This is a genomic window from Thioalkalivibrio sp. ALE31 (assembly GCF_000377405.1).
GTDB lineage: Bacteria > Pseudomonadota > Gammaproteobacteria > Ectothiorhodospirales > Ectothiorhodospiraceae > Thioalkalivibrio.
Genome location: NZ_KB905024.1, coordinates 127,203 through 150,666, shown reverse-complemented (window position 1 = coordinate 150,666; position 23,464 = coordinate 127,203). Strand labels below are relative to the sequence as shown.

The 23,464-nt window shown below is 68.2% G+C and carries 29 protein-coding genes and 3 tRNA genes; 15 read left to right on the top strand and 17 right to left on the bottom strand.

Annotation, left to right across the window (positions count from 1 at the left end):
* Window position 1 precedes the first annotated feature (1 nt).
* Genes trmB through thiS form a run of 3 tightly spaced genes read right to left on the bottom strand, consistent with a single transcriptional unit; the run spans window position 2 to window position 1,789 of the window.
* The gene (gene trmB / locus D103_RS0110270) at window positions 2-730 is read right to left on the bottom strand and encodes a tRNA (guanosine(46)-N7)-methyltransferase TrmB (RefSeq protein ID WP_018876748.1); all 729 of its coding nucleotides are present in this window, start codon (window positions 728-730) and stop codon (window positions 2-4) included.
* A 2-nt stretch (window positions 731-732) separates the two neighbouring features.
* Window positions 733-1,539 carry a thiazole synthase gene (locus tag D103_RS0110265; protein ID WP_018867678.1) on the bottom strand — a complete coding sequence of 269 codons (807 nt, stop codon included), beginning with the start codon at window positions 1,537-1,539 and terminating at the stop codon, window positions 733-735.
* Window positions 1,540-1,582: 43 nt separating this feature from the next.
* Window positions 1,583-1,789, bottom strand: a complete 207-nt coding sequence (thiS, locus tag D103_RS0110260) for a sulfur carrier protein ThiS (protein ID WP_018867679.1) — start codon at window positions 1,787-1,789, stop codon at window positions 1,583-1,585.
* 66 nt (window positions 1,790-1,855) lie between these two features.
* Here thiS and D103_RS0110255 point away from each other — a divergent pair.
* The 3 genes from D103_RS0110255 to D103_RS0110245 all read left to right on the top strand — a co-directional run bounded on the left by D103_RS0110255 (window position 1,856) and on the right by D103_RS0110245 (window position 2,609).
* Window positions 1,856-1,929, top strand: a tRNA-Gly gene (locus D103_RS0110255).
* Between the two features lie 103 nt (window positions 1,930-2,032).
* On the top strand, window positions 2,033-2,470 hold the full coding sequence (locus D103_RS0110250; protein ID WP_018876747.1) for a Fur family transcriptional regulator: 438 nt from the start codon (window positions 2,033-2,035) through the stop codon (window positions 2,468-2,470).
* Window positions 2,471-2,533: 63 nt separating this feature from the next.
* A tRNA-Thr gene (locus D103_RS0110245) sits at window positions 2,534-2,609 on the top strand.
* A 32-nt stretch (window positions 2,610-2,641) separates the two neighbouring features.
* Here the strand turns inward: D103_RS0110245 and D103_RS0110240 are convergent.
* Window positions 2,642-3,928: a DEAD/DEAH box helicase gene (locus D103_RS0110240; protein ID WP_018876746.1), complete on the bottom strand. Its 1,287-nt coding sequence runs from the start codon at window positions 3,926-3,928 to the stop codon at window positions 2,642-2,644.
* Between the two features lie 115 nt (window positions 3,929-4,043).
* Between D103_RS0110240 and trxA the strand changes: the two genes are divergently transcribed.
* The gene (gene trxA / locus D103_RS0110235; protein WP_017941468.1) at window positions 4,044-4,370 is read left to right on the top strand and encodes a thioredoxin TrxA; all 327 of its coding nucleotides are present in this window, start codon (window positions 4,044-4,046) and stop codon (window positions 4,368-4,370) included.
* 189 nt (window positions 4,371-4,559) lie between these two features.
* Entirely contained in the window at window positions 4,560-5,819 is a 1,260-nt protein-coding gene (rho, locus tag D103_RS0110230) for a transcription termination factor Rho (protein ID WP_018867683.1), read from the top strand.
* Window positions 5,820-6,312: 493 nt separating this feature from the next.
* On the opposite strand, the gene D103_RS0110225 is transcribed toward rho, so the two are convergent.
* The 5 genes from D103_RS0110225 to rph form a co-directional block, all read right to left on the bottom strand.
* On the bottom strand, window positions 6,313-6,561 hold the full coding sequence (locus tag D103_RS0110225) for a transcriptional antiterminator, Rof (RefSeq protein ID WP_018867684.1): 249 nt from the start codon (window positions 6,559-6,561) through the stop codon (window positions 6,313-6,315).
* Window positions 6,558-6,752, bottom strand: a complete 195-nt coding sequence (locus D103_RS0110220; protein WP_026279307.1) for a CPXCG motif-containing cysteine-rich protein — start codon at window positions 6,750-6,752, stop codon at window positions 6,558-6,560. The genes D103_RS0110225 and D103_RS0110220 overlap by 4 nt, the downstream gene beginning before the upstream one ends.
* Window positions 6,752-8,020, bottom strand: coding sequence for a radical SAM family heme chaperone HemW (gene hemW / locus D103_RS0110215; protein WP_018876745.1), 1,269 nt, complete (start codon window positions 8,018-8,020; stop codon window positions 6,752-6,754). The genes D103_RS0110220 and hemW overlap by 1 nt, the downstream gene beginning before the upstream one ends.
* 276 nt (window positions 8,021-8,296) lie before the next feature.
* Window positions 8,297-8,917 carry an RdgB/HAM1 family non-canonical purine NTP pyrophosphatase gene (gene rdgB / locus D103_RS0110210; RefSeq protein WP_018876744.1) on the bottom strand — a complete coding sequence of 207 codons (621 nt, stop codon included), beginning with the start codon at window positions 8,915-8,917 and terminating at the stop codon, window positions 8,297-8,299.
* Between the two features lie 2 nt (window positions 8,918-8,919).
* On the bottom strand, window positions 8,920-9,639 hold the full coding sequence (gene rph / locus D103_RS0110205) for a ribonuclease PH (RefSeq protein WP_026280346.1): 720 nt from the start codon (window positions 9,637-9,639) through the stop codon (window positions 8,920-8,922).
* An 84-nt stretch (window positions 9,640-9,723) separates the two neighbouring features.
* On the opposite strand from rph, the gene D103_RS0110200 reads away from it, so the two are divergent.
* The 5 genes from D103_RS0110200 to D103_RS0110180 all read left to right on the top strand — a co-directional run bounded on the left by D103_RS0110200 (window position 9,724) and on the right by D103_RS0110180 (window position 13,842).
* Complete coding sequence (locus tag D103_RS0110200; protein ID WP_026280345.1) at window positions 9,724-10,587, top strand: YicC/YloC family endoribonuclease; 864 nt, start codon at window positions 9,724-9,726, stop codon at window positions 10,585-10,587.
* A 3-nt stretch (window positions 10,588-10,590) separates the two neighbouring features.
* A complete protein-coding gene (locus D103_RS0110195; protein ID WP_018867690.1) occupies window positions 10,591-10,812 on the top strand; it encodes a DUF2835 family protein in 222 nt (73 codons plus the stop codon).
* Between the two features lie 88 nt (window positions 10,813-10,900).
* Window positions 10,901-11,332 carry an Hsp20/alpha crystallin family protein gene (locus D103_RS0110190; protein ID WP_018867691.1) on the top strand — a complete coding sequence of 144 codons (432 nt, stop codon included), beginning with the start codon at window positions 10,901-10,903 and terminating at the stop codon, window positions 11,330-11,332.
* A gap of 211 nt (window positions 11,333-11,543) precedes the next feature.
* Window positions 11,544-12,464: a DnaJ C-terminal domain-containing protein gene (locus D103_RS0110185; protein WP_018876741.1), complete on the top strand. Its 921-nt coding sequence runs from the start codon at window positions 11,544-11,546 to the stop codon at window positions 12,462-12,464.
* 28 nt (window positions 12,465-12,492) lie between these two features.
* Window positions 12,493-13,842 carry a DegQ family serine endoprotease gene (locus D103_RS0110180; protein ID WP_018876740.1) on the top strand — a complete coding sequence of 450 codons (1,350 nt, stop codon included), beginning with the start codon at window positions 12,493-12,495 and terminating at the stop codon, window positions 13,840-13,842.
* Window positions 13,843-14,159: 317 nt separating this feature from the next.
* Here the strand turns inward: D103_RS0110180 and D103_RS0110175 are convergent, their stop codons facing one another.
* Together D103_RS0110175 and moaD are read right to left on the bottom strand one after the other, a co-directional pair.
* On the bottom strand, window positions 14,160-14,597 hold the full coding sequence (locus D103_RS0110175) for a molybdenum cofactor biosynthesis protein MoaE (protein WP_018866571.1): 438 nt from the start codon (window positions 14,595-14,597) through the stop codon (window positions 14,160-14,162).
* Between the two features lies 1 nt (window position 14,598).
* Window positions 14,599-14,832, bottom strand: a complete 234-nt coding sequence (gene moaD / locus D103_RS0110170; RefSeq protein ID WP_018876739.1) for a molybdopterin converting factor subunit 1 — start codon at window positions 14,830-14,832, stop codon at window positions 14,599-14,601.
* Between the two features lie 45 nt (window positions 14,833-14,877).
* Here moaD and moaC point away from each other — a divergent pair, with 45 nt between their 5' ends.
* From moaC to D103_RS0110145, 5 genes are all read left to right on the top strand, one after another.
* Entirely contained in the window at window positions 14,878-15,366 is a 489-nt protein-coding gene (moaC, locus tag D103_RS0110165; protein ID WP_018876738.1) for a cyclic pyranopterin monophosphate synthase MoaC, read from the top strand.
* Window positions 15,363-17,543: an AsmA family protein gene (locus D103_RS0110160; protein WP_018876737.1), complete on the top strand. Its 2,181-nt coding sequence runs from the start codon at window positions 15,363-15,365 to the stop codon at window positions 17,541-17,543. Before moaC ends, D103_RS0110160 begins: the two co-directional genes overlap by 4 nt.
* Before the next feature lie 51 nt (window positions 17,544-17,594).
* The gene (gene mutY / locus D103_RS0110155) at window positions 17,595-18,653 is read left to right on the top strand and encodes an A/G-specific adenine glycosylase (RefSeq protein WP_018876736.1); all 1,059 of its coding nucleotides are present in this window, start codon (window positions 17,595-17,597) and stop codon (window positions 18,651-18,653) included.
* Complete coding sequence (locus D103_RS0110150) at window positions 18,637-18,912, top strand: oxidative damage protection protein (protein WP_018866575.1); 276 nt, start codon at window positions 18,637-18,639, stop codon at window positions 18,910-18,912. Before mutY ends, D103_RS0110150 begins: the two co-directional genes overlap by 17 nt.
* Before the next feature lie 101 nt (window positions 18,913-19,013).
* A tRNA-Phe gene (locus D103_RS0110145) sits at window positions 19,014-19,089 on the top strand.
* Between the two features lie 112 nt (window positions 19,090-19,201).
* On the opposite strand, the gene D103_RS0110140 is transcribed toward D103_RS0110145, so the two are convergent.
* From D103_RS0110140 to D103_RS0110115, 6 genes are all read right to left on the bottom strand, one after another.
* The gene (locus D103_RS0110140; RefSeq protein WP_018876735.1) at window positions 19,202-19,534 is read right to left on the bottom strand and encodes a hypothetical protein; all 333 of its coding nucleotides are present in this window, start codon (window positions 19,532-19,534) and stop codon (window positions 19,202-19,204) included.
* A gap of 11 nt (window positions 19,535-19,545) precedes the next feature.
* Window positions 19,546-19,752, bottom strand: a complete 207-nt coding sequence (locus D103_RS0110135; RefSeq protein ID WP_018876734.1) for a hypothetical protein — start codon at window positions 19,750-19,752, stop codon at window positions 19,546-19,548.
* Between the two features lie 108 nt (window positions 19,753-19,860).
* The gene (locus D103_RS0110130) at window positions 19,861-20,310 is read right to left on the bottom strand and encodes a hypothetical protein (protein WP_018876733.1); all 450 of its coding nucleotides are present in this window, start codon (window positions 20,308-20,310) and stop codon (window positions 19,861-19,863) included.
* A gap of 2 nt (window positions 20,311-20,312) precedes the next feature.
* Window positions 20,313-20,615 carry a hypothetical protein gene (locus D103_RS0110125; RefSeq protein WP_231366605.1) on the bottom strand — a complete coding sequence of 101 codons (303 nt, stop codon included), beginning with the start codon at window positions 20,613-20,615 and terminating at the stop codon, window positions 20,313-20,315.
* 269 nt (window positions 20,616-20,884) lie between these two features.
* Complete coding sequence (locus D103_RS0110120) at window positions 20,885-23,128, bottom strand: AAA family ATPase (RefSeq protein WP_018876732.1); 2,244 nt, start codon at window positions 23,126-23,128, stop codon at window positions 20,885-20,887.
* Window positions 23,128-23,370, bottom strand: coding sequence for a hypothetical protein (locus D103_RS0110115; RefSeq protein WP_018876731.1), 243 nt, complete (start codon window positions 23,368-23,370; stop codon window positions 23,128-23,130). Before D103_RS0110115 ends, D103_RS0110120 begins: the two co-directional genes overlap by 1 nt.
* Window positions 23,371-23,464: the final 94 nt, after the last annotated feature.

Here is a 23,464-nt window from a genome sequence, read left to right as displayed (position 1 = left end):
CTCAGGCGGGTTCGTTCGTCCGCCGGTAGAGCAGATCGGCGACCTGATGGCCGCGGCCGACCCCGCGGCGCTCGAACTTCGTCACCGGGCGTTCCGGTGGCCGACCCGGGGCCGGAACCGGGCCGTCTGGCGCGAACCACGGCGCGCATTCCTGCATCACCGCGATCATGTGCTCGGCGTACTCGGCCCAGTCGGTGGCCAGGTGCAGCCGCCCGCCCGGCCGGATACGCGTCGCCAGATGGCGCACGAAGGCCGGCTGGATCAGGCGCCGCTTGTGGTGGCGCTTCTTGTGCCAGGGGTCGGGGAAGAACACCTGTACGCAGTCCAGGCTGCCCGGCGCCAGATAGTGCTCCAGCAGTTCCACCGCATCGGCGTCGCTGACGCGCACATTGGTCAGCCCGCGCTGTTCCACCTCGCGCAGCAGATGCCCGACCCCGGGCCGGTGCACCTCGGTGCCGATGAAGTCACGTTCCGGCTGCTGGTCCGCCTGCTCGGCCAGGCTCTCGCCGTCGCCGAAGCCGATCTCCAGCGTGACCGGTGCCGTGCGCCCGAACACCTCTGCCAGATCCAGCGGCGCGGCAGGCTCCGGGAGCTGCAGGCCGAAGCGCGGCAGCAGTTCGTCCAGCGCGCGCTGCTGGCCCGGCGTCAGCCGGCCCTCGCGGCGCACGAAACTGCGTATGCGCCGGTAGACCGGTCTGCCGTCGGAAGCGGAATCGATCGTTTCGTCCATGTTCAGCTGAAGAACAGGCCGGTCTGCGGCGAGGAGGCCGAGGCGTAGCGGCGTGGCGCCATGCGCCCGGCAAGGAAGGCCTGGCGCCCGCCGATGATCGCGTGGCGCATGGCCGAGGCCATCATCACCGGGTTGTCGGCGGCGGCGATGGCGGTGTTCATCAGGACGCCGTCACAGCCCAGCTCCATCGCGATGGCGGCATCCGATGCGGTACCGACGCCGGCATCCACCAGCACGGGGACCGTGGCGTTTTCGACGATCTCGCGGATGTTGTAGCGGTTCTGGATGCCCAGTCCGGAGCCGATCGGCGCGGCCAGCGGCATGATCGCCAGGCAGCCGATCTCTTCCAGGCGCTTCGCCAGCAGCGGGTCGTCGGTGGTGTAGACCATTACGTCGAAGCCCTCGGCGACCAGGGTCTCGGCGGCCTTTACGGTCTCGAAGACGTCCGGGTACAGGGTCTTCTCGTCGCCCAGCACCTCCAGTTTCACCAGGTTGTGCCCGTCCAGCAGCTCGCGTGCCAGGCGGCAGGTGCGGACCGCGTCCTCGGCGGTAAAGCAGCCGGCCGTGTTCGGCAGCAGCGTGTAGCGCTCCGGCGAGATCACGTCCAGCAGGTTGGGTTCGTCCGGATTCTGGCCGATGTTGGTGCGGCGGATGGCGACGGTCACGATCTCCGCGCCGCTGGCCTCGATGGCATCGCGGGTCTGGTCCAGGTCGCGATACTTGCCGGTGCCCACCAGCAGGCGGGAGGTGAACTCGCGCGAGCCCACGCGGAAGAGATCGTCGGCAGACGCGGCGGCCGGTTCGGTCATGGTAATTCCTTCGTTGAAAGTAGTTACGGACGGGGGCTCGGACTCATCCGCCCCCAATCGCCTGCACGATCTCCACGCGATCGCCGGGATACAGCGGGTGCGCGGCGTGTTCGCTGCGCGGCACCAGCTCCTCGTTGACCTCCACTGCCAGGCGCCGGCCACCGAGGCCGCGTGCCTCGATCAGCGTGGCCAGCGTGGCCTCGCGATCGTCGGGGAGCTCGAAGGGTTCGCCGTTCAGCTGGATCTGCATGGTTCTTCGTCCGGCGTTCAGGGCCGTTGAGCCGGAGGCCGACAAGGCCTACAATCGCCGGCTCAAGCGGGTGTAGTTCAATGGTAGAACGGGAGCTTCCCAAGCTCTTAATGTGGGTTCGATTCCCATCACCCGCTCCATCTTTTCGTATTCTATCAGGCTTCCCGGCCGTATCGATCGCCTTGACCTGTCTCAGGGGCGGGATATGGACTTGCTCCAGAGCCCTGTTATATCTTCGGAATCATGAACATCGACTCCCACAATCCGGATCTGCTGTCGGTCGAAGCGGCGCGCGAGCTCTTGCGCGAACATGCGATTTCCCCGACCGAGCAGCGCGTCGAGATTGCCCGCGTGATGTTCGCCCGCCATCAGCACCTCAGCGCCGAGCAGATCCTCGCGCAGTTGGTGCGGCATTCCTCGCGGGTCTCCAAGGCCACGGTCTACAACACCCTGAACCTGTTCGCCGAGAAGGGCCTGGTACGCGAGGTCCTGATCGACCCCGCGAAGCTGTTCTACGACTCCAACCTGAATCCGCACCACCACCTGTTCCATACCGATACCGGGGAACTGGAAGACGTGGACCCGGCGCGGATCGACATCTCCGACCTGCCCCCGCTGCCGGAAGGCAAGGAACTGCAGGGTGTGGATGTCGTCATTCGTGTGGGCAGCCGGCGCTCCTGAATCCGGTCGTCCGGCCCCGCCGGATTGTGGTCGATCCCGGCCCCCGCTATCATGTCGCGCTTCGCCGGTGTAGCTCAGTTGGTAGAGCAATCGATTCGTAATCGATAGGTCGGAGGTTCGACTCCTCTCGCCGGCACCATTTTCCCCTGCGCCCGGTGCGGCGCGTCTGCGTCAGTTTCGGCCGCCGCGCTGCGGGCGCCCGCCGCCGGAGCGCGGGCCACCCCGGCCACCTCCGCGCCGATCGTCGCGCGGCTTGCGCGGACGCGGCTTCGGTTTCACGGCATCCTGGAACAGCCGCTCGGGGTCGACGCTCGCGGTGGGGATGCGCTCGCCCAGATAGCTCTCGATGTCCGGCAGGTAGAAGGCCGAGTCCTCGCAGCCGAAGCTGATCGCGTCGCCCTCGGCGCCGGCGCGGGCCGTGCGCCCGATGCGGTGCACGTAATCCTCGCCGGACTGCGGCAGGTCAAAGTTGAAGACGTGACTGACCGCGGGGATGTGCAGCCCGCGCGCGGCGACATCGGTCGCCACCAGAAAGCGGTACTCCCCGGAGGCGAACTGTTCCAGCAGGGTCTGGCGCTTGCGCTGTGGCACGTCCCCCGACAGCAGGGCGGCCTTCTGCTCGTTCGCGTTCAGCCAGTCGCAGACCTTCTCGGCGCCATGCTTGGTGTTCACGAACACGATCGCGCGCTCGGGCTCCAGGTCACGCGCGAGCCCCAGCAGCAGCGGGATCTTCTCGTCGTTGGCCGGGTAGTAGATCACCTGGCGCACGCGGTCCGCGGTCAGGGTCTCGGCCTCGACCTGGACCTTCTCCGGGTTGTTCATGTGCTCGAAGGCCAGCTCCATCACGCGGTAGGACAGCGTGGCCGAGAACAGCATGGACAGGCGCTCGCCGGGGGGTGCGCAGCGGCGCATCAGGAAGCGCACATCCTTGATAAAGCCGAGATCGAACATGCGGTCGGCCTCGTCCAGCACCACCACTTCGGTGTATTTGAGGCCGAAGACCTTCTGTTTGAAGTAGTCGATGATGCGCCCCGGTGTCCCGATCAGGATGTCCGCCCCGGCCTCGAGCTGCTCGCGCTGCGTGTCGTAGCCGGTGCCGCCGTAGGCCAGGGCCAGCTTCAGCCCCGTCTCCGCGCCCAGCGACTCGGCATCCTTGTGGATCTGGATCGCCAGTTCGCGGGTCGGGGCCAGGATCAGGGCGCGCACGTCCGTGGGCCGCCGGTTCGGCGAGGGTTGCTGGCGCAGCAGCCGGTTGAAGGTCGCGATGAGGAAGGCCGCGGTCTTGCCGGTCCCGGTCTGCGCCTGGCCGGCGACGTCGCGCCCGGCCAGGGCGATCGGCAGGGTCTGCGCCTGAATCGGGGTGCAGGTTTCGAAGCCGGTCGCGCGGATGCCCGCCTGGACGGGTTCGGGCAGATCGAGCTGATCGAAGCGGGTCGTGTCCTGCGCGGTCTCGGTCATGGGGTTCCTCGGGTCCTGCGTGTTACTTGAACTGTCCGGCGCTGATCGTCGATAGTAAGGGCCGTGCAGCCGGCGGTGCGGGCTGCTCCCCCAACCCAAGTCATGAGGGCTCGGAGTGAGCGACAAAATTGTGTACACATCGGACGCCGGTTTCGACGAGGACGTCCTGAAGGCCGATCAGCCCGTCCTGGTGGACTACTGGGCCGAATGGTGCGGCCCCTGCAAGATGATCGCGCCCATTCTGGACGAAATCGCCGAAGAATACGCCGGCAAGGTGAAGGTCGCCAAGCTGAACATCGACGAGAACCCGTCCACGCCGCCGAAGTACGGCATCCGCGGGATCCCGACGCTCATGCTGTTCAAGGGCGGCGATGTCGAGGCCACCAAGGTCGGTGCCCTGTCCAAGTCGCAGCTGACGGCGTTCCTGGACCAGCACCTGTAACACCCGGGTCTGGCGGGCGACCGCCAGGCCCCGCAGGCGCGTGGCTTCTCCGGGCTTGCCCCGGGCCGCCGCCTCGCTTACCATCGAACGAGTTCGAGTGGCCGCCAGGCCATTCCCTGCCTCCTTCCAGTCAATCCGTGCGGCCACCCCCGGTCGCCGATCATCCACGTTGAATACAGCACCCCACGCATGAATCTGACCGAATTGAAGCGGATGTCCGCTGCCGATCTCGTGGCCTTCGCCGAAGAAAAGGGCATCGAGAACATGTCCCGCGCGCGCAAGCAGGAGATCATCTTTGCCCTGCTCAAGGCCCACGCCAAGAGCGGCGAGGCCATCTACGGCGACGGCGTCCTCGAGATCCTCTCGGACGGCTTCGGCTTTCTGCGCAGCGCCGACAGCTCCTACCAGGCCGGCCCGGACGACGTCTACGTCTCGCCCAGCCAGATCCGCCGCTTCGGCCTGCGCACCGGGGACACCATCTCCGGCAAGATCCGCCCGCCCAAGGACAACGAACGCTACTTCGCACTGCTGAAGGTCTCGGAGATCAACTTCGAGCCGCCGGAGAACGCCAAGCACAAGGTGCTGTTCGAGAACCTGACCCCTCTGCATGCCAACGAGCGCATGCGCATGGAGCGCGGCAACGGTTCCACCGAGGACATCACCGCCCGCGTGATCGACATCGTCGCGCCGTTCGGCAAGGGCCAGCGCGGCCTAATCGTCTCCCCGCCCAAGGCGGGCAAGACGCTGATGCTGCAGAACATCGCGCAGAGCATCGCCGCGAACTACCCCGAGTGCTACCTGATCGTACTGCTGATCGACGAGCGCCCGGAGGAGGTCACCGAGATGGACCGCATGGTCCAGGGCGAGGTCGTCTCCTCCACCTTCGACGAGCCGGCCCAGCGCCATGTGCAGGTCGCCGAGATGGTGATCGAGAAGGCCAAGCGCCTGGTCGAGCACAAGCGCGACGTGGTCATCCTGCTGGACTCCATCACCCGCCTGGCACGTGCCTACAACACCGTGGCGCCGAGCTCCGGCAAGGTGCTGACCGGCGGTGTCGACGCCAACGCCCTGCATCGCCCGAAGCGCTTCTTCGGCGCCGCGCGCAACGTGGAAGAGGGCGGCAGCCTGACCATCCTCGCCACCGCGCTGGTGGATACCGGCTCCAAGATGGACGAGGTGATCTACGAGGAGTTCAAGGGCACCGGCAACATGGAGGTGCACCTGGAGCGCCGCATCGCCGAGAAGCGCATCTACCCGGCGATCAACGTGAACCGCTCCGGCACCCGCCGCGAGGAACTGCTGACCGCCCCGGACGAGCTGCAAAAGCTCTGGATCCTGCGCAAGTTCCTGCACGGCATGGACGACATCGAGGCCATGGAATTCCTGCTCGGCCGCATGCAGTCGTCCAAGACCAATTCCGAATTCTTCGACCAGATGAAGCGCAGCTAGGGAAACACTGATTAATGTGCCCGCTCGCGCTCGAGTCGCTTGTGCGTGCGAACAAGGCGCGGTGACTGCCGTGCAGTCATTCTGCACAAGGGAGCCGCAACGCCGTGCGCGCGCCCGTTTCTGATAACAACGGGCGGCCGAGCCCCTGCTTTCAATGATTTGTGGGGTTGGCACCCCAGGTTCCCCGATCCTGCGTTGCGGCCCTTGCCGGTAGAACCACTACCGGCTACGCACCGCGCCTTGTCTCGGAAAACCTGGGGTGCCAACGCGAGCGGGCACATTAATCAGTGTTTCCCACGCTGCGACCCGCCATGGCCGCCTCTGCCTCGAAAGGCAAGGGCGGTTTACAGGAAGGTTCGAAGAACAGAAGGTTTCAGGGGTATCCGGGCAGGGCCGAGGCCTCATGGGTCGGTCCATCGTCGGAGGCTGTTACAGGCCCATTTTGATCCGTTCTTCCCGTCTTTATGCCTTCCTGTAGGTTGCCTTTTGGTGTTCAGCCCGAGACGGGTTCGAAGCTGATCAGGCGGTCCAGGCGCCACCACTGCCGGCGGCCCGCGGTGTCGCGCAGGATCAGGTATTCGGCACCGCGCCGGGTGCGCAGGTCCAGCGGGCGCACGATCGCGATCCGGTCCATCTCGCCGCGCCGCCAGTGCGTGCGCAGAAACTGCCCGCGCACGATCGCCAGCTCCAGCTCGGAGTAGCGCTCGCAGGCAATCGGGGTATAGGGCGGCGCTTCGCTCACTCGCCCTCCCGTCGGGCCTCGATGCGCGGGATCTCCTCGTCGCCGGCATCCTCGCGGCGGAACACGATCGGGGCACAGCACACCGCGCAGTCCTCGATCCACTCGCGGTCGTTGCTGACCATGTCCACCGTGGTCTCGCCGGGCTCGCCGCACCAGGGGCAGGCAAAACCGACAAACTCGACGGGACGCATCATCGACCCTCCTCCCGGCCTGCGGGCCAGGCGATCGGCGTGGCAACCGAGTCCTGCGGTGTCCCTTCCGGAAGAAAACGTTCCAGCACGTTGTTGAGAAACGCCAGGCCCCGTTCCGTGGCCTGCAGCCGTTCCGGATCCGCGACCAGCAGCCCGTCCGCGCGCAGTTCCGAAAGTGCGGGTTCCAGCATCGCCAGTGGCAGGCCGCAGCGCGCCTCGAAGCTCGCGGCCGGCACGCCCTCCACCAGCCGCAGCGCGTTCAGCAGGAACTCGAAAGGCCGCTCCGCCGTGTCTACGGCCTGATCCTTGTGCGTCTGCGGCGCGGCCAGCCAGGCCTCGGGCTGGCGCGGCTTCATGCGGCGCAGGATCGCGCCCTGATGGACCTGCGTCAGCTTGCCGTGGGCCCCGGCCCCGATGCCGAGGTAATCGCCGAAGGTCCAGTAGTTGCGGTTGTGCCGACATTCCTGCCCCGGACGTGCATAGGCGGATACCTCGTATCGAGTATAGCCAGCCGCCGCCAGATGGGACTGGCCGCGGGCAAACAATTCCTCGATCGTCGCATCCTCCGGCAGCTCGGGCGGGCGCGCCGCGAACAGGGTGTTCGGTTCCAGGGTCAGCTGATACCAGGAGATATGTCCCGGGTCCTGCTCGATCGCCGCCTGCAGATCCGCGATCCCGGCCGCGACCGACTGCCCCGGCAGACCGAACATCAGGTCCAGGTTGATCGCCTCGAAGCCGGCGGCACGGGCATGCTCCACCGCGCTCAGGGCCTCTGCCGCACCGTGAATGCGCCCCAGGCGCGCGAGCATCGCGTCGTCGAAGCTCTGGATGCCCAGCGACAGCCGGTTGACCCCCGCCTTGCGGTAGCCGCGGAAGTAGGCGCGGTCGGCGGTCCCGGGGTTGGCCTCCAGCGTCACCTCGCAGTCCGGTCGCAGCGGCAGCCGGGCGCGCAGGCCGGAAAGCAGAGCATCCAGCGCCTCCGGCGGGAACAGGCTGGGGGTGCCGCCGCCAATGAAGACGCTCTCCAGCCGCCGGCCCCAGATATCCGGTAGCTGGCCTTCCAGGTCGCGCAGCAGCGCGCCCACGTAGTCATCGAAGGGCGGCTCGCCGCGCGGCTCGTGCGAGTTGAAGTCGCAGTACGGGCACTTGCGCACGCACCAGGGCAGGTGCACGTACAGCGCCAGGGGCGGCGGATGGTTCAACGCGGCAGTCATGTGCGAAGCATAGGCGAGGGGGCGGGTGGCGTCGAAAGGGCCCAGTCCCGCCATTGCGGCCTTGCGCGCCGGTGGTCCCCTGCCGACCGCCACAGCGCTGCGCGCCTCGCGATGACGGGGACAGGAAGCACAGTCATCGCGAGCGCCGCAGGCGCGTGGCGATCTCCCCGGCCTGGCCCCGACGCGGGTCCGAACATGCGCCGGGGTGTCGTCGGGAGGTTGCCACGGCCCCTGTGGAGCCTCGCAACGACGGGAAGTCCCCGTCATCACGAGGCGCGCAGCGCCGTGGCGATCTCTCCGGGTGGCCCCGGTGCCGGACGGCGTGGGTTGTCAGGCCGGCGGATTGCCCATGCGCTCGCGCAGGGCGCCCCCGAGTTCTTGCAGGGCCTGACCGCGATGGCTCAGGCGGTTCTTGGTCTCCGGGGGCAGCTCGGCCGAGGTGCAGCCCTCCTGGGGCACGAAGAACAGGGGGTCGTAGCCAAAGCCCTCGGCGCCGCTGGCCTGTTCCGCGATGCGCCCGGGCCACACCCCCTGGGCGATGATCGGCGCCGGATCCTCGGCATGCTCCAGGTACACCACGACCGCGCGGAACCGTGCGCCGCGCTGTTCCGGCGGGACGCCGGCCAGTGCCTCCAGCAGCTTGGCGTTATTGGCCGCGTCGTCGCCATCGGGGCCGGCATAGCGCGCGGAGTAGATCCCCGGCTGGCCGTGCAGGGCATCGACCTCCAGCCCGGAGTCGTCGGCGATCGCCGGCAGTCCGGTGTGGCGGGCGGCGTTGCGCGCCTTGAGGATCGCGTTCTCCACGAACGTCAGGCCGGTCTCGTCGGCCTCGGGCACGGCGTGTTCGGACTGTGCCTCGACCGCCAGCCCCAGCGGTTCCAGCAGGGCGCGGATCTCGCGCAGCTTGCCGGGGTTGCCGGTGGCCAGGACGACGCGGCGCGGATCGCCCATGATCAGCCCTCGGCCAGCACGGCGCGCTGGGCCTCGCAGATCTCCTGGATGCCCTTCTCGCCCAGGTCCAGCATCTGGTCCAGCTCGTCGCGGCGGAAGGCGTGGCCCTCGGCTGTGCCCTGGATCTCGATCACGCCCCCGGCCTCGTTCATCACCAGGTTCAGGTCGGTCTCGGCCTGCGAGTCCTCATCGTAGTCGAGGTCGAGTACCGGTTCACCGCCGCAGATGCCCACCGAGATCGCGGCGACCTGGCCGTGCAGCGGATCCTTGCGGATCAGCCCCTGTTCACGCGCCTTGCGGATGGCGTCGTACAGGGCGACGTAGGCCCCGCTGATGGAGGCGGTGCGGGTACCACCATCGGCCTGGATCACGTCGCAGTCGACGATGATCTGGCGCTCGCCCATGGCCTCTAGGTCCACCACCGCGCGCAGCGAGCGGCCGATCAGGCGCTGGATCTCCATGGTGCGGCCACCCAGCTTGCCGCGCGCGGCCTCGCGCACCATGCGGTCATGGGTGGAGCGTGGCAGCATGCTGTATTCGGCGGTGACCCAGCCGCGGCCCTTGTTCTTCAGCCACGGCGGCACGCGCGACTCCACCGTGGCGTTGCACAGCACCCGGGTGTCCCCGAACTCCACCAGTACGGAACCCTCCGCGTGGCGGGTGAAATGGCGGGTAAAACGCACGGGGCGCATTGCGTCGGCTGTTCGGCCACTGGGTCGCATGCTGTGATCCTTGCTAGATTTGAGTGGGGCGCAGTATACGGGCCGCCACCGCCACACGCAGCAGGGATCACCATGGAGGGACGCATGATCACTAGTATGACCGGATTTTCCCGGCACGCGATGAGCCTGGACGCGGGCGTGTTCGACTGGGAGCTGAAGAGCGTCAACCACCGCTATCTCGAGCTGCGTATCCATCTTCCCGATCACCTGCGTTCGCTGGAGGCCGAGGTGCGCAGCCGCCTGAAGGCCCGCCTGGCGCGCGGCAAGGTGGATGCGGTCCTGCGCGACCGAGGCCAGGCCGACAACGCCCCGGAGGCCTTCGATCACGAGCGCGTCCGGGCGCTGATCGGGGCCTGCGCCTCCATCGAGCGCATGATGCCGAACCCGGCGCCGGTCTCGCCGCTGGACGTCCTGCGCTGGCCGGGTGTGCTCCAGGGCAACGCCGATGTCGGCGAGAGCCTCGCGCAGCCCCTGCTGGCGGGCTTCGACGACGCGCTGGAGGCCCTGGTCACGATGCGCACGACCGAGGGCGCGGCCCTGGCCGACGGCATGCGCTCGCGCCTGGACGCACTCGCCGAGCACGCCCGGGCGATTCGCGCGCGGCGCCAGCCGATGCTGGACGAGCAACGCGGCCGCATCCTCGCCCGGATTCACGAGCTGGACCTGAATCTGGATCCGAAGCGTCTGGAGCAGGAAGTCGCCCTGCTGGCCCAGCGCATGGACATTGCCGAGGAGCTGGACCGCATCGACGGCCATGTGGCGGCCGTGCACGAGGTCCTGGATCAGGGCGGCCCCAGCGGGCGGCGGCTCGACTTCCTGATGCAGGAGTTCAACCGCGAGGCCAACACCATCTCGTCGAAGTCGCATGACCTGGAGATCACCCGCGCCACCGTGGAGATGAAGGTCCTGATCGAGCAGCTGCGCGAGCAGGTGCAGAACCTGGAATAGCCCATGCGCCGGTTTCGCCTGCGTCTGGCCATCTCGCGCCAGGAAATGGAGGACTACTACACGGGTCGCGCCGCAGTGGTCTTCGCCCAGGCCGACAGCGGCGAGAGCGTGCAATTCCCCGCCCGGCTGCTGCGCAGCCACCTGGATCAGCGCGGGGTACACGGCGTGTTCGAGCTGGTCACCGACGACGATTACAAGCTGCGCGAGTTTCGCCGTCTCGCGTAACGGGTTTGCCCCCAGGCCCTTGAAAACGCGGGATGTGTCCCTACGTCTATGGGTGAGTCAGATGACACCCGCACAAGGAGGGAACGCCATGACCATGACCCGTTACGAACCGTTCAGCCTGCTCGGCCAACTGTCGCGCGAACTCGGTCGCATGCCGGACATGCCCGGCACCGAGGACTCCGCCGCGACCTCCGACTGGGCCCCCGCGGTGGATATCCGCGAAGAGACCGATGCCTACGTGCTGCATGCCGATATCCCCGGGGTGGACCCGAAGGATATCGAGCTGCACATGGAGAACGGCGTGCTGACCCTGCGCGGCGAACGCAAGCACGACAGCGAAGAGGAGAAGAACGGCTACAAGCGCATCGAACGCGTGCGTGGCACCTTCTTCCGCCGCTTCTCGCTGCCGGATACAGCCGACGCCGAGAACATCTCCGCGCGCAGCGAGAACGGCGTGCTGGAGGTGCGCATTCCGAAGCAGGCCCGCGTGCAGCCGCGCCGGATCCAGATCGAGAGCTGATCCGGCCCCACCGGCCCGGCAGGATATCCCTGACCGGGCGCAACATGGGCGCTGCCCCGGGGGTTCCCGTGGTGGCGCCCGGTTTTTTAGGCCCCGAGGAGGCGCGGTTTAGTGTCTCCCTGGGTGGCAGCCGCATCCCGGCTATCATGATCGCCATGACCGCAGGCGGGATCCGGGTGTCACCCGAGGACGCAATCGTTCGAGGAACGCAATGGAATACAAGGACTACTACAAGATCCTCGGTGTGAGCCGCGACGCCAGCCAGGACGAGATCAAGAAGGCCTACCGCAAGCTGGCGCGCAAGTACCATCCGGATGTCAGCAAGGACCCGGACGCCGAGACCCGCATCAAGGAGGTCAACGAGGCGTACGAGGCCCTGGGCGATCCGGAAAAGCGCAAGGCCTACGACCAGCTCGGTTCCAACTGGCGCCAGGGTCAGGACTTCCGCCCGCCGCCCGGCTGGGACGGCTGGACCCAGCACGGCGGGGCCCGCGGGGGCGCCGGAGCCGGGGCCGACTTCGGCGGCTTCTCGGACTTCTTCGACTCCATCTTTGGTGGCGGCGGCATGGGCGGTGGTCGCCGCCGTGCGGGCGGGGCCGGCTTCAACATGCGCGGGGCCGACCGCGAGGGCCGGGTGGAGATCACTCTGGACCAGGCGCTCAAGGGCACCGAGGTGTCGGTCAACGATGCCGAGGGCCGGGTACAGCGTGTACGCATCCCCGCCGGGGCCCGGGACGGCTCGCGCCTGCGCGTGCGCGGCCAGGGCGACCCGGGGGTCGGCAGTGGCGGCGCCGGCGACCTGCTGCTGGAGATCCGGGTCAAGCCGGACAGCCGCTACACCCTGGACGGCCGCAACCTCTACCGCGAGATCCCGATCACGCCCTGGGAGGCCGCGCTGGGCGCGACCATCGAGGTCCCCACGCCGCATGGCTGGGTCAATCTGAAGGTTCCGGCCGGCTCGCAGTCGGGCAAGCAGATGCGCCTGAAGGGCAAGGGCCTGCCGGGCAAGCCGCCGGGGGATCTCTACCTGAAGCTGATGGTGCAGGTGCCGCCGGAGGAAGAGGCCGGCGACTGGTACCGCAAGATGGCCGAGAAGTCGTCCTTCGCCCCGCGCGCCAACCTGGCGCCCTGATAACCGGAACCCCGTTCGAGGAGCGCCCATGCGTCGGCTTGTTCCCCTCCTGATCCTGGCCCTGACCCTGTTCGGGGCCGCACCGGCCACCGCCCAGCTACCGGCCGCGGTGGACGGCCAGCCGCTGCCATCGCTGGCACCGATGCTCGAGCGGACCATCCCCGGCGTGGTCAATATCGCCACCCGCGCCCGCGTGGTGGAGTCGGTCAGCCCGCTGTTCGACGATCCTTTCTTCCGCCGTTTCTTCGATGTCCCCGAGCGTTCGCGTGAACGCGAGCGCCAGGGCCTGGGCTCCGGGGTCATCGTGGATGCCGGGGCCGGCACCATCCTGACCAACAGCCACGTGATCGCCCGCGCCGACACCATCCTGGTCACGCTCTTTGATGGCCGCCAGTACGAGGCCGAGGTGGTAGGCACCGACCCGGCCACCGATGTCGCCGTGATCCGCATCGACGCGGAGGACCTGCAGGCGATCCCGCTGGCCGACTCCGACGCCCTGCGCGTGGGCGACTTCGTGGTCGCCATCGGCAACCCCTTCGGCCTCGGTCAGACCGTAACCAGCGGCATCGTCAGCGCCCTGGGCCGCAGCGGCCTGGGTGGCGCCGGCTTCGAGGACTTCATCCAGACCGATGCCTCAATCAACCCGGGCAACTCCGGCGGGGCGCTGGTCAACCTGCGCGGCGAACTGGTCGGCATCAACACCGCCATCCTCGCGCGGGGCGGCGGCAACATCGGCATCGGCTTCGCGATCCCCGCCAACATGGCCAGCCAGATCCAGGAGCACCTGCTGGCCGAAGGTCGGGTCGAGCGCGGCGCGCTGGGCGTGGAGATGCAGGACCTCACCCCGGCGCTGGCCCAGGCCTTCGGTCTGGACCTCTCGCAGGGCGCCGTGATCACCCGCGTGGTGCGCGGCTCGGCCGCCGAGCGCGCCGGCCTGGCCCACGGCGACATCGTCCTGCGGGTGGACGGCCAGACGGTGCGCAGCGCGAGCGACCTGCGCAACCGCCTGGGCCTGCTGCGCGCCGGGTCCGAGGTGGATCTGGACATCCTGCGCGACGGGACGGAACAGCAGATCGTCGCGCGACTGGATCGCCCGGAAGAGCGGCGCATCGAGGGGGCGGCCATCCACCCGCGGCTCGACGGCGTACGCCTGTCCGAGACCACAGGAAACGACGGCCGCAGCCGCGTGGCGGTCATCGCGGTGGAGCCCGGCACCGCCGGGGCGCGGGCCGGGCTGCGCCCCGGCGACGTGCTGCTGGCGATCAACCGCCAGCGCATCGAGCGCCTGGCCGACCTGCCGCAGCAACTGGCCGCCCACCAGACCCTGGAACTGCAGCTGCGCCGCGGCAACCAGACCCTCTACCTCACCCTGAGGTAGGTGAGATCACTACCGGCGACGGCTTTTGTGGGAGCGGGCTTGCCCGCGAATGCTCCTGCCAAAGCCGGACGCGGGCGGGGGCTTCGCGGGCAAGCCCGCTCCCACAAGAATGCTTCCATCGCGCAACCCCCATGTCTCGTCACCCCGGTTCTCCGCTTCGCCGCGGCCGGGTTGACGAGGGTGTAGGGACGTATGCGGGCGGGAATCCCGAGGCCCTGGCCCGTCCCCTGTAGGGGCCTGCTTGCAGGCGAATGCTCCTGCCCGTGTCCGGCTTTGGCAGGGGCTTCGCCTGCAGGCAGGCTCCTACAGGAGGGCGTTCAGAAGCCCGGGGTGTTTTTCTCCACCCAGCGCTGGGTGCCGTCGGTGAGGGTCTCGCGCTTCCAGAACGGGGCCTCGTGCTTCAGGCGTTCCAGAATGTCGCTGCAGGCGTCGCGGGCGGCCACGCGGTGGGCCGACCAGGTCGCCACCAGCACCAGGGCGTCGCCGGGGCGCACGTCGCCCACGCGGTGGGCCACATGGCAGCCCAGCAGCGGCCAGCGCGCCTCGGCTTCGGCGACGATGCGTTCCAGCTCGCGCTCGGTCATCCCCGGGTAGTGCTCCAGGAACAGCCCGGTCACGTCCTCGTCTTCGTTGAAATCGCGCATGCGGCCGACGAACACGCTGGCGGCGCCACGCGCGTTCGCGGGGATGGCCGTCTCGGCCTGCCGGACGATCTCCCAGGGGTCGAAGTCGTCGGTGTGGATCTCGACCGCCACCCTAGCCCCCGGTTACCGGCGGAAAATAGGCGACCTCGTCCCCGTCGCGCACCGGCGTCTCCAGGCTGGCCTGTTCCTGATTGACCGCGGCCATCAGGCGTTCCGGCGGGGCCTCCTGATGGAGGTGCTGCCACAGCCCGCCAACGGTCGTTTCGCCGGCGGGTAGTTCCGCCTCTTCGTTCGGGCGGCCCAGTTCCTCGCGCAGACGCGCGAAATAGTGAACGTGTACGGTCATTCCGGCCCCTGTAAACATGGCTGCGAGTCAAGCATTATAGCCATCATGAACGAATTCACTCACTTCGATGCCGAAGGCCATGCGCACATGGTCGATGTTGGCGAAAAGTCCGTCACCCACCGCGTGGCGGTCGCCGAGGGGCGCATCCATATGCAGCCGGATACCCTGCAGCGCATCCGCGAAGGCCGCCATGCGAAAGGGGACGTCCTCGGCATTGCCCGGGTGGCTGGCATCATGGGGGCCAAGAAGACCGGCGACCTGATCCCGCTGTGCCACCCGATCGGCCTGACCCGGGTGGCCCTGGAGCTGGAGACGGAAGATACCGCCGTGCGCGTACAGGCCACCTGCGAGGTGCACGCGCAGACCGGCGTGGAGATGGAGGCGCTGACCGCCGTGTCCACCGCGCTGCTGACGGTCTATGACATGTGCAAGGCCGTGGATCGCGGCATGCAAATTGATGGTGTTCGCCTGCTGGAGAAACGCGGGGGCCGCAGTGGCACCTGGCGGGCCGAACCGAAAGGAGATTCCGAATGAAATGGATCAAGCGCCTGCTGGGCCTGATTGCCGTCCTGATCCTGCTGGCCATCATCGTGGCCGCGTACCTGCTGGTCACCTTCGATGCCAATGACTACAAGGAGCGCATCGAGGCCGAGGTGCAGGAGGCCACCGGCCGTGAACTGACCCTGTCCGGGCCGATCGGTCTGACCCTGTTCCCCAGCCTCGGGCTGCGCCTGGAAGAGGTGCGCTTCGGCAACGCCGAGGGCTTCGGCGACGAGCCGTTCGCCGAGGTCGATGTGGTGGATGTCGCGGTCGCGGTAATGCCGCTGCTGCGCCGCGAGCTGGAGGTCCAGCGCGTGGAGGCCGACGGTGTGCGCCTGAACCTGGCGCGCGACGAACAGGGCCGCAACAACTGGGACGACCTGCTGGATCACGCCGGCGCCGCCCGCGACGAGGCCGTGGGCGCGGATGACGACGAGCGCACCGAGACCGAGACCCGTCTGGCCCTGCAGCGCATCGACGTGGCCGGGATCTCCCTGACCAACGCCCGAGTGCACTGGGATGACCGCGAGTCCGGCATGCAGGCGACCCTGGAGCCGTTCGAGCTGCAGGTCGGTCGCTTCCGCCCGGGTATCGAGACGCGTCTCGACCTGGAGGCGGTCGTGCGTGCCGAGGGCGGCGACCTGGCCGAGCCGGTGGAGCTGGCCCTGGATCTGGGCGGCCTGCTCAATGTCGACCTGCTCAACGAGCGCTATTCCGTCCGCCGCCTGAACGCGACCCTGGGTCTGGATGGCGGCGGCCTGCCGCGCGCCGTCGGCATGACGCTGGAGAGCGACGTGGGGCTGGAGATGGCCGACGCGATGACCCTGCGCTTCGAGCGCCTGACGCTGGGTGTCTCCGATCTGCGTCTGACCGGGTTCGCCGAGCTGTCCGACCTGGATGGCGAAGTGCCGCAGGTGCGCACCGAGATGCGTACCAACACCGTCAACCTGAAGGACGTGCTGACCGATCTGGGTCTGGAGGCGCCGCAGACCAACGACCCCGACGCCCTCGCGCGCGTCGCGTTCGATTTCTCGGCCAGCGGCAGCTTCCAGGCCCTGGAGATGTCCCCGTTCCTGGTGACCGTGGACGACACCATGCTGAGCGGATCCGCCGGCTGGGATGGCCGCGGTGAGCGCCCGAAGATCACCTTCGATGTCTCCGGCGAACGCCTGAACCTCGACCGCTACCTGCCGCCGGAGGTGGAAGAGGCGCGTACCGACAACGGCAACGGCGAACGCGATGCCGACGAGGACCTCGCCATCGAGCTGCCGCTGGAGGCGCTGCGCAGCGTCGACGTGGACGGCCGCGCTGCGTTGGACCGCCTGGACGTGATGGGCATGGTCCTGCGCAACATCGAGCTGCAGATCCGGGGCGAGGCCGGCGACTGGAACATCGAGCCGCTGAACGCCGCCGCCTATGACGGCGAGCTGACCAGCCGCCTGCGCCTGGACGCCCGCCACGATGCCCCGCGCTACGAACTGGCCGCCGACCTGCAGGGCCTGGATATTGGCGCCCTGCTGGAGGACTTCCAGGGCGACGACGCGCGGTTGATGGGTACCGGCAACCTGGAGCTGGACATCAGCACCCGCGGCGAGCTCCTGAGCGAGCTGAAAGGGGCCCTGAACGGCTCCGGCAACATGCGCTTCGAGGACGGCGCGGTGCGCGGTATCAACGTGGCCCAGATCATCCGCCGCGCCGAGGCGCGCCTGCGCGGTGAACAGCTGGAAGAGGACGAGCCCAACCAGACCGATTTCAGCGAACTCGCCGGCAGCTTCACCATTCGCGACGGCGTAGTCCGCAACGACGACCTCGCCGCCAGCTCGCCCCTGCTGCGGGTGCGCGGCGAAGGCCAGGCCGACCTTAACGACGACAGCCTCGACTACCGCGTGAACACGACAGTGGTAGGCACGCTGGAAGGCCAGGGCGGCCGTGAACTGGACGACCTGCGCGGCGTGACGCTGCCCATCCGCATCAGCGGGACCTTCACCGACCCGAGCTTCCGTCTCGACCTGGAGGACGCCCTGCGCGGTCGCTACGAGGACGAGGCCCGCGAACGGGTGCGCGAGGAAGAGGAACGCGTCCGCGAACGCCTGGACGAGGAAGAAGAGCGCGCCCGCGAGCGCATCGAGCAGGAGTCCGACCGGCTCCTGGACCGCTTCCGCAGCCGCTGATCACCGCCGGTGCCCGCCTCCCGGGCGGGCGCCGCCAGGCCCGGTCCGTCCATGAACGCCTTCGCCGAGCGGCTGCTGGCCTGGTTCGACCGCCACGGCCGCCAGGATCTGCCGTGGCAGCACCCGCGCACCCCGTACCGGGTGTGGGTCTCCGAGATCATGCTGCAGCAGACCCGGGTGGAGACCGTCGTCCCCTACTTCCTCCGCTTCATGGAGCGCTTCCCCGACGTGCAGAGCCTCGCGGCGGCGCCGCAGGATGCCGTGCTGCACCAGTGGTCGGGTCTTGGCTACTACGCCCGCGCGCGCAACCTGCACCGGGCCGCGCAGGTGGTGGTCGAGGAGCACGGGGGTGTCTTCCCCGCCCGACGCGAGGGCCTGGAGGCGTTGCCCGGGATCGGCCGCTCGACCGCCGCTGCGATCATCGCCCAGGCGCATGATGCGCCCGAGGCCATCCTGGATGGCAATGCCAAGCGCGTGCTCGCGCGCCACGCGGCGATCCACGGCTGGCCCGGCAGCCCGGCCGTCCAGCGCGAGCTGTGGGCCGAGGCCGAGGCGCGCACCCCAACCACGCGCTGCGCCGACTACACCCAGGCCATCATGGACCTGGGCGCCCTGCTCTGTACCCGCAGCCGGCCCGACTGCGGCGCCTGCCCCGTCCATCAGGACTGTGGCGCTGCGCAGCAGGGCCTGACCGCTACGCTGCCCTCGCCCCGACCACGCCGCGACCTCCCCACCCGCACCCGCTGGGCCGCGTGCCTGCGCGCGCCCGAGGGCATCGCCCTGGTCCGGCGCGGGCAGGACGGCATCTGGGGCGGGCTCTACAGCCTGCCCGAGGCCGAAACCCCCGAAGCCCTGGAGGACTGGGTGCTGGCCCAGTGGCCCGGCGCCGCGCCGGCCGCCACCGATCACGGTCTGCAGCACAGCTTCAGCCACTACCGCCTGGATCTGCGCATCCGCCCCTTCGACCTCCCGGCTGGCGCGTGTGGGATCATGGAAGGCGACAGGGTGATTTGGTATAAACCCGGCACATCACGGGCGGTCGGCATCCCGGCCCCCATCCAGCGTTATCTGCACGACGACAAGGATCCCGGCAATGGCACGAACCGTTAACTGCGTAAAACTCGGGCAAGAGGCCGAAGGCCTGGACTTCCCGCCCTATCCCGGCGAGATGGGCAAGAAGATCTACCTGAACGTGTCCAAGGAAGCCTGGCAGGCCTGGCTGAGCCACCAGACCATGCTGATCAACGAATACCGCCTGACCCCGGTCGATCCCAAGGCGCGCAAGTTCCTGGAAGAGGAAATGGAAAAGTTCCTGTTCGGCGAAGGCTCCGAGAAGCCGGAAGGCTTCGTCGACCCGAACGCCTCCTGATCCGGGCTTTTCAGCGGCGACCGGCCCGGCATGCTTGACGTGGCGGCGCCGGGCCGCTTTAATACCGCCCTTCGTCCGCAGGACGAATCCCCCCGCAGTATGGCCGGGTAGCTCAGTTGGTAGAGCAGGGGATTGAAAATCCCCGTGTCGGCGGTTCGATTCCGTCCCCGGCCACCATTAGTTTTCAAAGGCTTACGCGGGATCCGCCGCGCCCCTGCTTCCAAGCCTTCGCTTCCGTGTAAGCACTATGTAAGCAACGCCGCCTCATCGGCACCGGTGTTCGCTGGGCTTATCGCCGCACCATCCCGTTCACCAGCACCGCCACCGCGAACACCGCCAGCCCCACCATCACGGACATGGGCAGATTGATCGCCCACTCCAGCAGTCGAGAAAGACCGGCCCAACCCTCGATCTCCACAGGGGCCGGTACGTTCAGGCCAATGAATTCGAGCGCCAACCGGAACGGGAGCGGCAACCACTCCCCTTCCTGAAGCCAGTGCCAAAGCTGATACCCCAGCACTCCCGCCAGCCATAGCCAGCCGAAGACGAAGGCGACGGAGACCAGCAAAGCTGCCGCTTTGTCCGCGAAGTCTTCGACTGGTGGCCGCTGGTCGTGGCTCATTCCGCTCCCGTCTAGGGCTGGATCTCCGGCGCGGCCTCCTCCAGCACCCCCGCCAGTCGGTCGGCGCTATGCGCCACCATCTTCAGCAGTGCGGCGGTGTCGGGGTCGGTATGGCTGGCAATCGCCTTGCACCCGGCTCGGATCTCAAGCGCCAGGTCTCGCGCCTCCCCCAGGTCGAGAAGGTGCGCGGCGGGGGTGATAGCATCGGTGCTGCTCATGGCGTCTACTCCTGTGCAGTGACGTTGTGGGAAGCGCCCGGGGTAGCTGCAACTGCCTCGGGTGCGTTTTCAACGTAGCACCGGGGGCGCGCCGGTGTCACTGCGCCCCTAATCCTCCCGTCCCCCCTCGGGTTCCGGTTTCACGTCGATCACGGGCCGCTGGTGGCGCAGGGCGTCCAGGTGAAGCTGCCCGATGTTCACCTGTACACCGGGGCCGGAGTCGCCCCACTGCTGCGGTGACAACCGGCCCGCCAGCCATTTACGCAGGTCAGCCTGCTGCTTCACCTTCTGGAGCGCAGTCGCGTCCTCCTCGGCGTTGTCGGTGATCGCCAGGGCCTCATCCATCAAAGCACCGGCGGCCTCCTGTCTCGCACGGGTGAGCGCGTCCCTGCGCTGCGGGCGGTTGCACCAGGTGCTGAGGATCTGGCGGGAGATCCCCAGATCCTCAGCAATCGCCTTCAGCGTCCGGCCCTCGGCCACCTGCCCGAACACATAGGCTTCCCCTCCGGCCTTCCGGATGGTCGCGTGCGCGGCTCGGGTTATGGGTTTCGCTGCCATCTTCAGACCCTCCAGGCTTCGTCTACGCGTTTCCGCTTCCCGTGGGCGTCGATTGTGTAAAAGCCCGAATCCTCGAAACGGGCAATGGCGGCCATCACGTAGAAGTCCTGCTCGGGGTACAGCATCTTCAGCCGCATCGCTTCCTGATAGGCTTCCTGCGCATCCCCGTAATTCGAGACGGGCGCCCAGGTCTCGGGACACCAGACCATGAAGAACATGCCTCGAGCGCGGCGGTGGTCTCGGACCTCCGGCGGCTCGTGTACTCGGCGGTTCTGGGGACGGATAGGTGGGTACTCGTGGTTCATGGCGTTTTCCTCTTTTGGTTTGATTGCACCGGGGTTCCGGTGTCTGGGTTCACGGGCCAAACCCCAGCCGGGGGCGGCGCCCGAAATCGGGATACAACACCGGGGGGCATCGGCTTTGAACCGTCTGCGCCGGTTTGCGCCAGTTCTGCGCCAGTTCGGAACCGGCGCAAATTGGAGCAGGGGCGGCGCCCCTGCGCCGCTCCAGTTCCCAGGGGGTGTGGGGGAAAGGCGCGCGCAGAACTGGCGCAGAGACTGGCGCCCCCCGGTGTTCATTCGCTTGCCTCCCCGGAACCGGCGCGCTCCGAACCGGCGCAGATCGCGTATCGCTCTTTCGGCTTGCGCTGCGGACTGCGGTACTCCTCCCGGCGGATCTTTCCGGCGCGCTCCAGTCGGGCCAGGGCTTCCCAGAAGCGCCGCTTCCCTCCGCCCCCGCGCAAGTGCTCCGGCAGGTCGGGGTATCGGGTCAGCACGTGGTGGGTGGTGCCGGGGCCGGCGCGCCCGGTGGGAATGTCCTCCCCGGAGTCCATCGCGGCGCGGATGGCGTTCAGCACGTCCTCTTCATCCTGCTGGCGGTTCAGGTCGGCCTCCTCCGCCACCCACTCGGAATCCGAGCGGGGGACCAGCAGGCCGCCTTCCCACACGAGATCGAGCGGGGCCGCCTTCGTCGCCAGGTTGGCCTTCTGGTGCTCCAGGGTGAGGCCGTCACCGCTGGCGGTCAGGAACAGGCGGGAGCGGGCGCTGTTGTGCCAGGCGGTGGAACCGCTGTAGCCCTCCGGGCTGCCTTGGCGGCTGCCGCTGGCCTTGGCGGTGCTCTTGTCCACGTGCGCCAGCAGCAGCACCGCGCCATCGGTGCGCCGGGCCATCCCCGCCAGTGCCCGCATGTAAGCCCGCACCCGGGCGCGCTCCACTTCGTTGGCGTCGAAGGTATCGGACGCATTGTCGATGATGACCAACCCCGCGCGGTGCTCCACCGCTTCCCGGTCCAGGGTCTTGAAGGCGGGTGTCGTGGCGCCTCTGCGCGCCCCGTCCTCGAACACCTCCCGGAATAGCACCGGGTCCCCCTCGGTGGCGTCCAGAACTTTCAGATGCTCCGCCAACTCCGCCGGGTCTACCCCCATCGCTCGCGTGATCTGCTGGAGTCGCCAGCGAACCACGTCCGCGCCGTCCTCGGCGCTGAAAAACAGCACCGGGCGCCTCTCCACGGGGAAGCCCAGGAAAGGCCGTCCCAAGGCCACACAGACCGCCAGGTGAAGCGCGAGCGTCGATTTGCCCGCCCCACCATGCGCCCCGAGCAGCGTGACGGTCCCTGCGGGGATATACGGCGACAGGATATGCCTCGGCGCGGGTGCCTCGGCGCTTTCCAGATCGTCCAGGCGCACCACGCGGAACGTGGGCCGGTTGTCCGGTCGCTCCTCCCGCTCCACGGCATCCAGGTCAGAAAAGTCCTCGCCCACCGCCACGGCACCGGGGTTACGGGCCGCCGCTTTCCGGATGCCGTCCCACAGGTATTGCACCGCTTTGGCCTCGTTTTGTCCCCGGTGATCCAGCGCCACCCGGAAAGCGTCCGAGTGCTTCAGCACCCCCAGCACCTCGGCGGGCTCCAGATCCTTTGCCAGCAGGGCGGTGGTGAGGCTCTGGAGCGCACGGGAACGGTCGCCCTCGAAATGCTCCGGCGGTTGGTCGCAGTCCTCCAGGAAGCGCAGCCATCCATCCGCCAGATCCAGCGCCGTGCGCTCGGGCACGTCCCCGGGGATCTGCGGTGGGGCCTTGGGCAGGCCGGAGTCCTCCCCGGTCCCCGCCTCGGGTCTTTCAGCGGGGCGGTACGTCGCCAGCAGTTCGGCCAGGTTGTGCACGGGCCGGGGCTCGAGGGGGAAGCCTTCGACGTGCGCCCCGGTGCCGGTCACGAAACGGGCCGCACCGCCCGCCGGGTATACCTCCACACCTCCGTGATTGAAAGCGCCGCCAACGCCCCCGTAGCAGAACACGCGGAAGCCTTCGCCGGACGGACTGACCTCGGTGTAGCTGCCGACCGCCTTGATGGTCTCCCATTCGGCCAGTTTGTCCGGGGCGATCTCCCCCGTGTGCGGGTCGCGCAGGCCGTCAAAGTCCAGCGCCACCAGGTCGGGGGCGTCCAGCCAGGCGTGCGTCAGCACCAGCCCAAGTCCATCGGTCTGCGGGCATTGGCGCAGGGCTTCCCGGGCCTCCTCGAAGCTGCCGCAATGATCCGGATTGGCAGTGCTGGCAGGCGCGAAGGGGTGGCGCGGCTGTAGTGGGACCTTGTCCTGCTTCGGTTGGCCGAAGGGCGTGACCTTGCCGCCCTTCTCACGGCGCCGGTACGGCACCCAGTGCGGCAGTGCCTTCAACGCCTCGGGGATGTTGTCCGGGTCCGGCTTGGCGGCCTTCACTACCACCGGGGCGGCAGTGGTATCCTCGAAGTTCAGCGCACCCCCTGTGCTGGCTTCGACTCCATTCCCGGCCCCCACCGGGGTGGAGTCACTCTTTTCCTCCAGCATCACTCACCCCCTGCGGCCTTGCGGCTCGGTACGGGGCGCGGCGGCATGGCCTCGGCTTTCGCCTTCAGCCGCTCCAGGGAGTCGGCAGGCCAGAGCAGCCGACCATTCGGAAGGCGGTCTGGCACCAGGCCGAAGTAGCTGCCACGGCGGCAGAGGTGAACGCGGATCGAGTCAGGGGCAAGCCCGATGCTTCGGGCCAGTTCGGTGGTGGAAAGACCAAGGGGGTGGGTGTGCGTGTCCATCAATGCGCCTCCGTTTGTTCGGGTGACGCATTCAGAATCCATACCGGTGCTTGGCGAGGCTTTCGGAACGTTTCGAGAAAATGCCGAAAAGGCC

Excerpts from the sequence above, each read along its gene's own strand:
- D103_RS0110130 (WP_018876733.1), bottom strand. The coding sequence starts at position 20,310 with ATGGCAGCGAAACCCATAACCCGAGCCGCGCACGCGACCATCCGGAAG.
- trmB (WP_018876748.1), bottom strand. The coding sequence starts at position 730 with ATGGACGAAACGATCGATTCCGCTTCCGACGGCAGACCGGTCTACCGG.
- moaD (WP_018876739.1), bottom strand. The coding sequence starts at position 14,832 with ATGACCGTACACGTTCACTATTTCGCGCGTCTGCGCGAGGAACTGGGC.
- D103_RS0110265 (WP_018867678.1), bottom strand. The coding sequence starts at position 1,539 with ATGACCGAACCGGCCGCCGCGTCTGCCGACGATCTCTTCCGCGTGGGC.
- D103_RS0110125 (WP_231366605.1), bottom strand. The coding sequence starts at position 20,615 with ATGAACCACGAGTACCCACCTATCCGTCCCCAGAACCGCCGAGTACAC.
- D103_RS0110115 (WP_018876731.1), bottom strand. The coding sequence starts at position 23,370 with ATGGACACGCACACCCACCCCCTTGGTCTTTCCACCACCGAACTGGCC.
- D103_RS0110195 (WP_018867690.1), top strand. The coding sequence starts at position 10,591 with ATGCGCCGGTTTCGCCTGCGTCTGGCCATCTCGCGCCAGGAAATGGAG.
- D103_RS0110140 (WP_018876735.1), bottom strand. The coding sequence starts at position 19,534 with ATGAGCCACGACCAGCGGCCACCAGTCGAAGACTTCGCGGACAAAGCG.
- rho (WP_018867683.1), top strand. The coding sequence starts at position 4,560 with ATGAATCTGACCGAATTGAAGCGGATGTCCGCTGCCGATCTCGTGGCC.
- D103_RS0110150 (WP_018866575.1), top strand. The coding sequence starts at position 18,637 with ATGGCACGAACCGTTAACTGCGTAAAACTCGGGCAAGAGGCCGAAGGC.
- hemW (WP_018876745.1), bottom strand. The coding sequence starts at position 8,020 with ATGGCGGGACTGGGCCCTTTCGACGCCACCCGCCCCCTCGCCTATGCT.
- D103_RS0110250 (WP_018876747.1), top strand. The coding sequence starts at position 2,033 with ATGAACATCGACTCCCACAATCCGGATCTGCTGTCGGTCGAAGCGGCG.
- D103_RS0110120 (WP_018876732.1), bottom strand. The coding sequence starts at position 23,128 with ATGCTGGAGGAAAAGAGTGACTCCACCCCGGTGGGGGCCGGGAATGGA.
- thiS (WP_018867679.1), bottom strand. The coding sequence starts at position 1,789 with ATGCAGATCCAGCTGAACGGCGAACCCTTCGAGCTCCCCGACGATCGC.
- D103_RS0110240 (WP_018876746.1), bottom strand. The coding sequence starts at position 3,928 with ATGACCGAGACCGCGCAGGACACGACCCGCTTCGATCAGCTCGATCTG.
- mutY (WP_018876736.1), top strand. The coding sequence starts at position 17,595 with ATGAACGCCTTCGCCGAGCGGCTGCTGGCCTGGTTCGACCGCCACGGC.
- D103_RS0110190 (WP_018867691.1), top strand. The coding sequence starts at position 10,901 with ATGACCATGACCCGTTACGAACCGTTCAGCCTGCTCGGCCAACTGTCG.
- D103_RS0110160 (WP_018876737.1), top strand. The coding sequence starts at position 15,363 with ATGAAATGGATCAAGCGCCTGCTGGGCCTGATTGCCGTCCTGATCCTG.
- D103_RS0110220 (WP_026279307.1), bottom strand. The coding sequence starts at position 6,752 with ATGCGTCCCGTCGAGTTTGTCGGTTTTGCCTGCCCCTGGTGCGGCGAG.
- D103_RS0110180 (WP_018876740.1), top strand. The coding sequence starts at position 12,493 with ATGCGTCGGCTTGTTCCCCTCCTGATCCTGGCCCTGACCCTGTTCGGG.
- moaC (WP_018876738.1), top strand. The coding sequence starts at position 14,878 with ATGAACGAATTCACTCACTTCGATGCCGAAGGCCATGCGCACATGGTC.
- D103_RS0110200 (WP_026280345.1), top strand. The coding sequence starts at position 9,724 with ATGATCACTAGTATGACCGGATTTTCCCGGCACGCGATGAGCCTGGAC.
- D103_RS0110135 (WP_018876734.1), bottom strand. The coding sequence starts at position 19,752 with ATGAGCAGCACCGATGCTATCACCCCCGCCGCGCACCTTCTCGACCTG.
- D103_RS0110185 (WP_018876741.1), top strand. The coding sequence starts at position 11,544 with ATGGAATACAAGGACTACTACAAGATCCTCGGTGTGAGCCGCGACGCC.
- rdgB (WP_018876744.1), bottom strand. The coding sequence starts at position 8,917 with ATGGGCGATCCGCGCCGCGTCGTCCTGGCCACCGGCAACCCCGGCAAG.
- rph (WP_026280346.1), bottom strand. The coding sequence starts at position 9,639 with ATGCGACCCAGTGGCCGAACAGCCGACGCAATGCGCCCCGTGCGTTTT.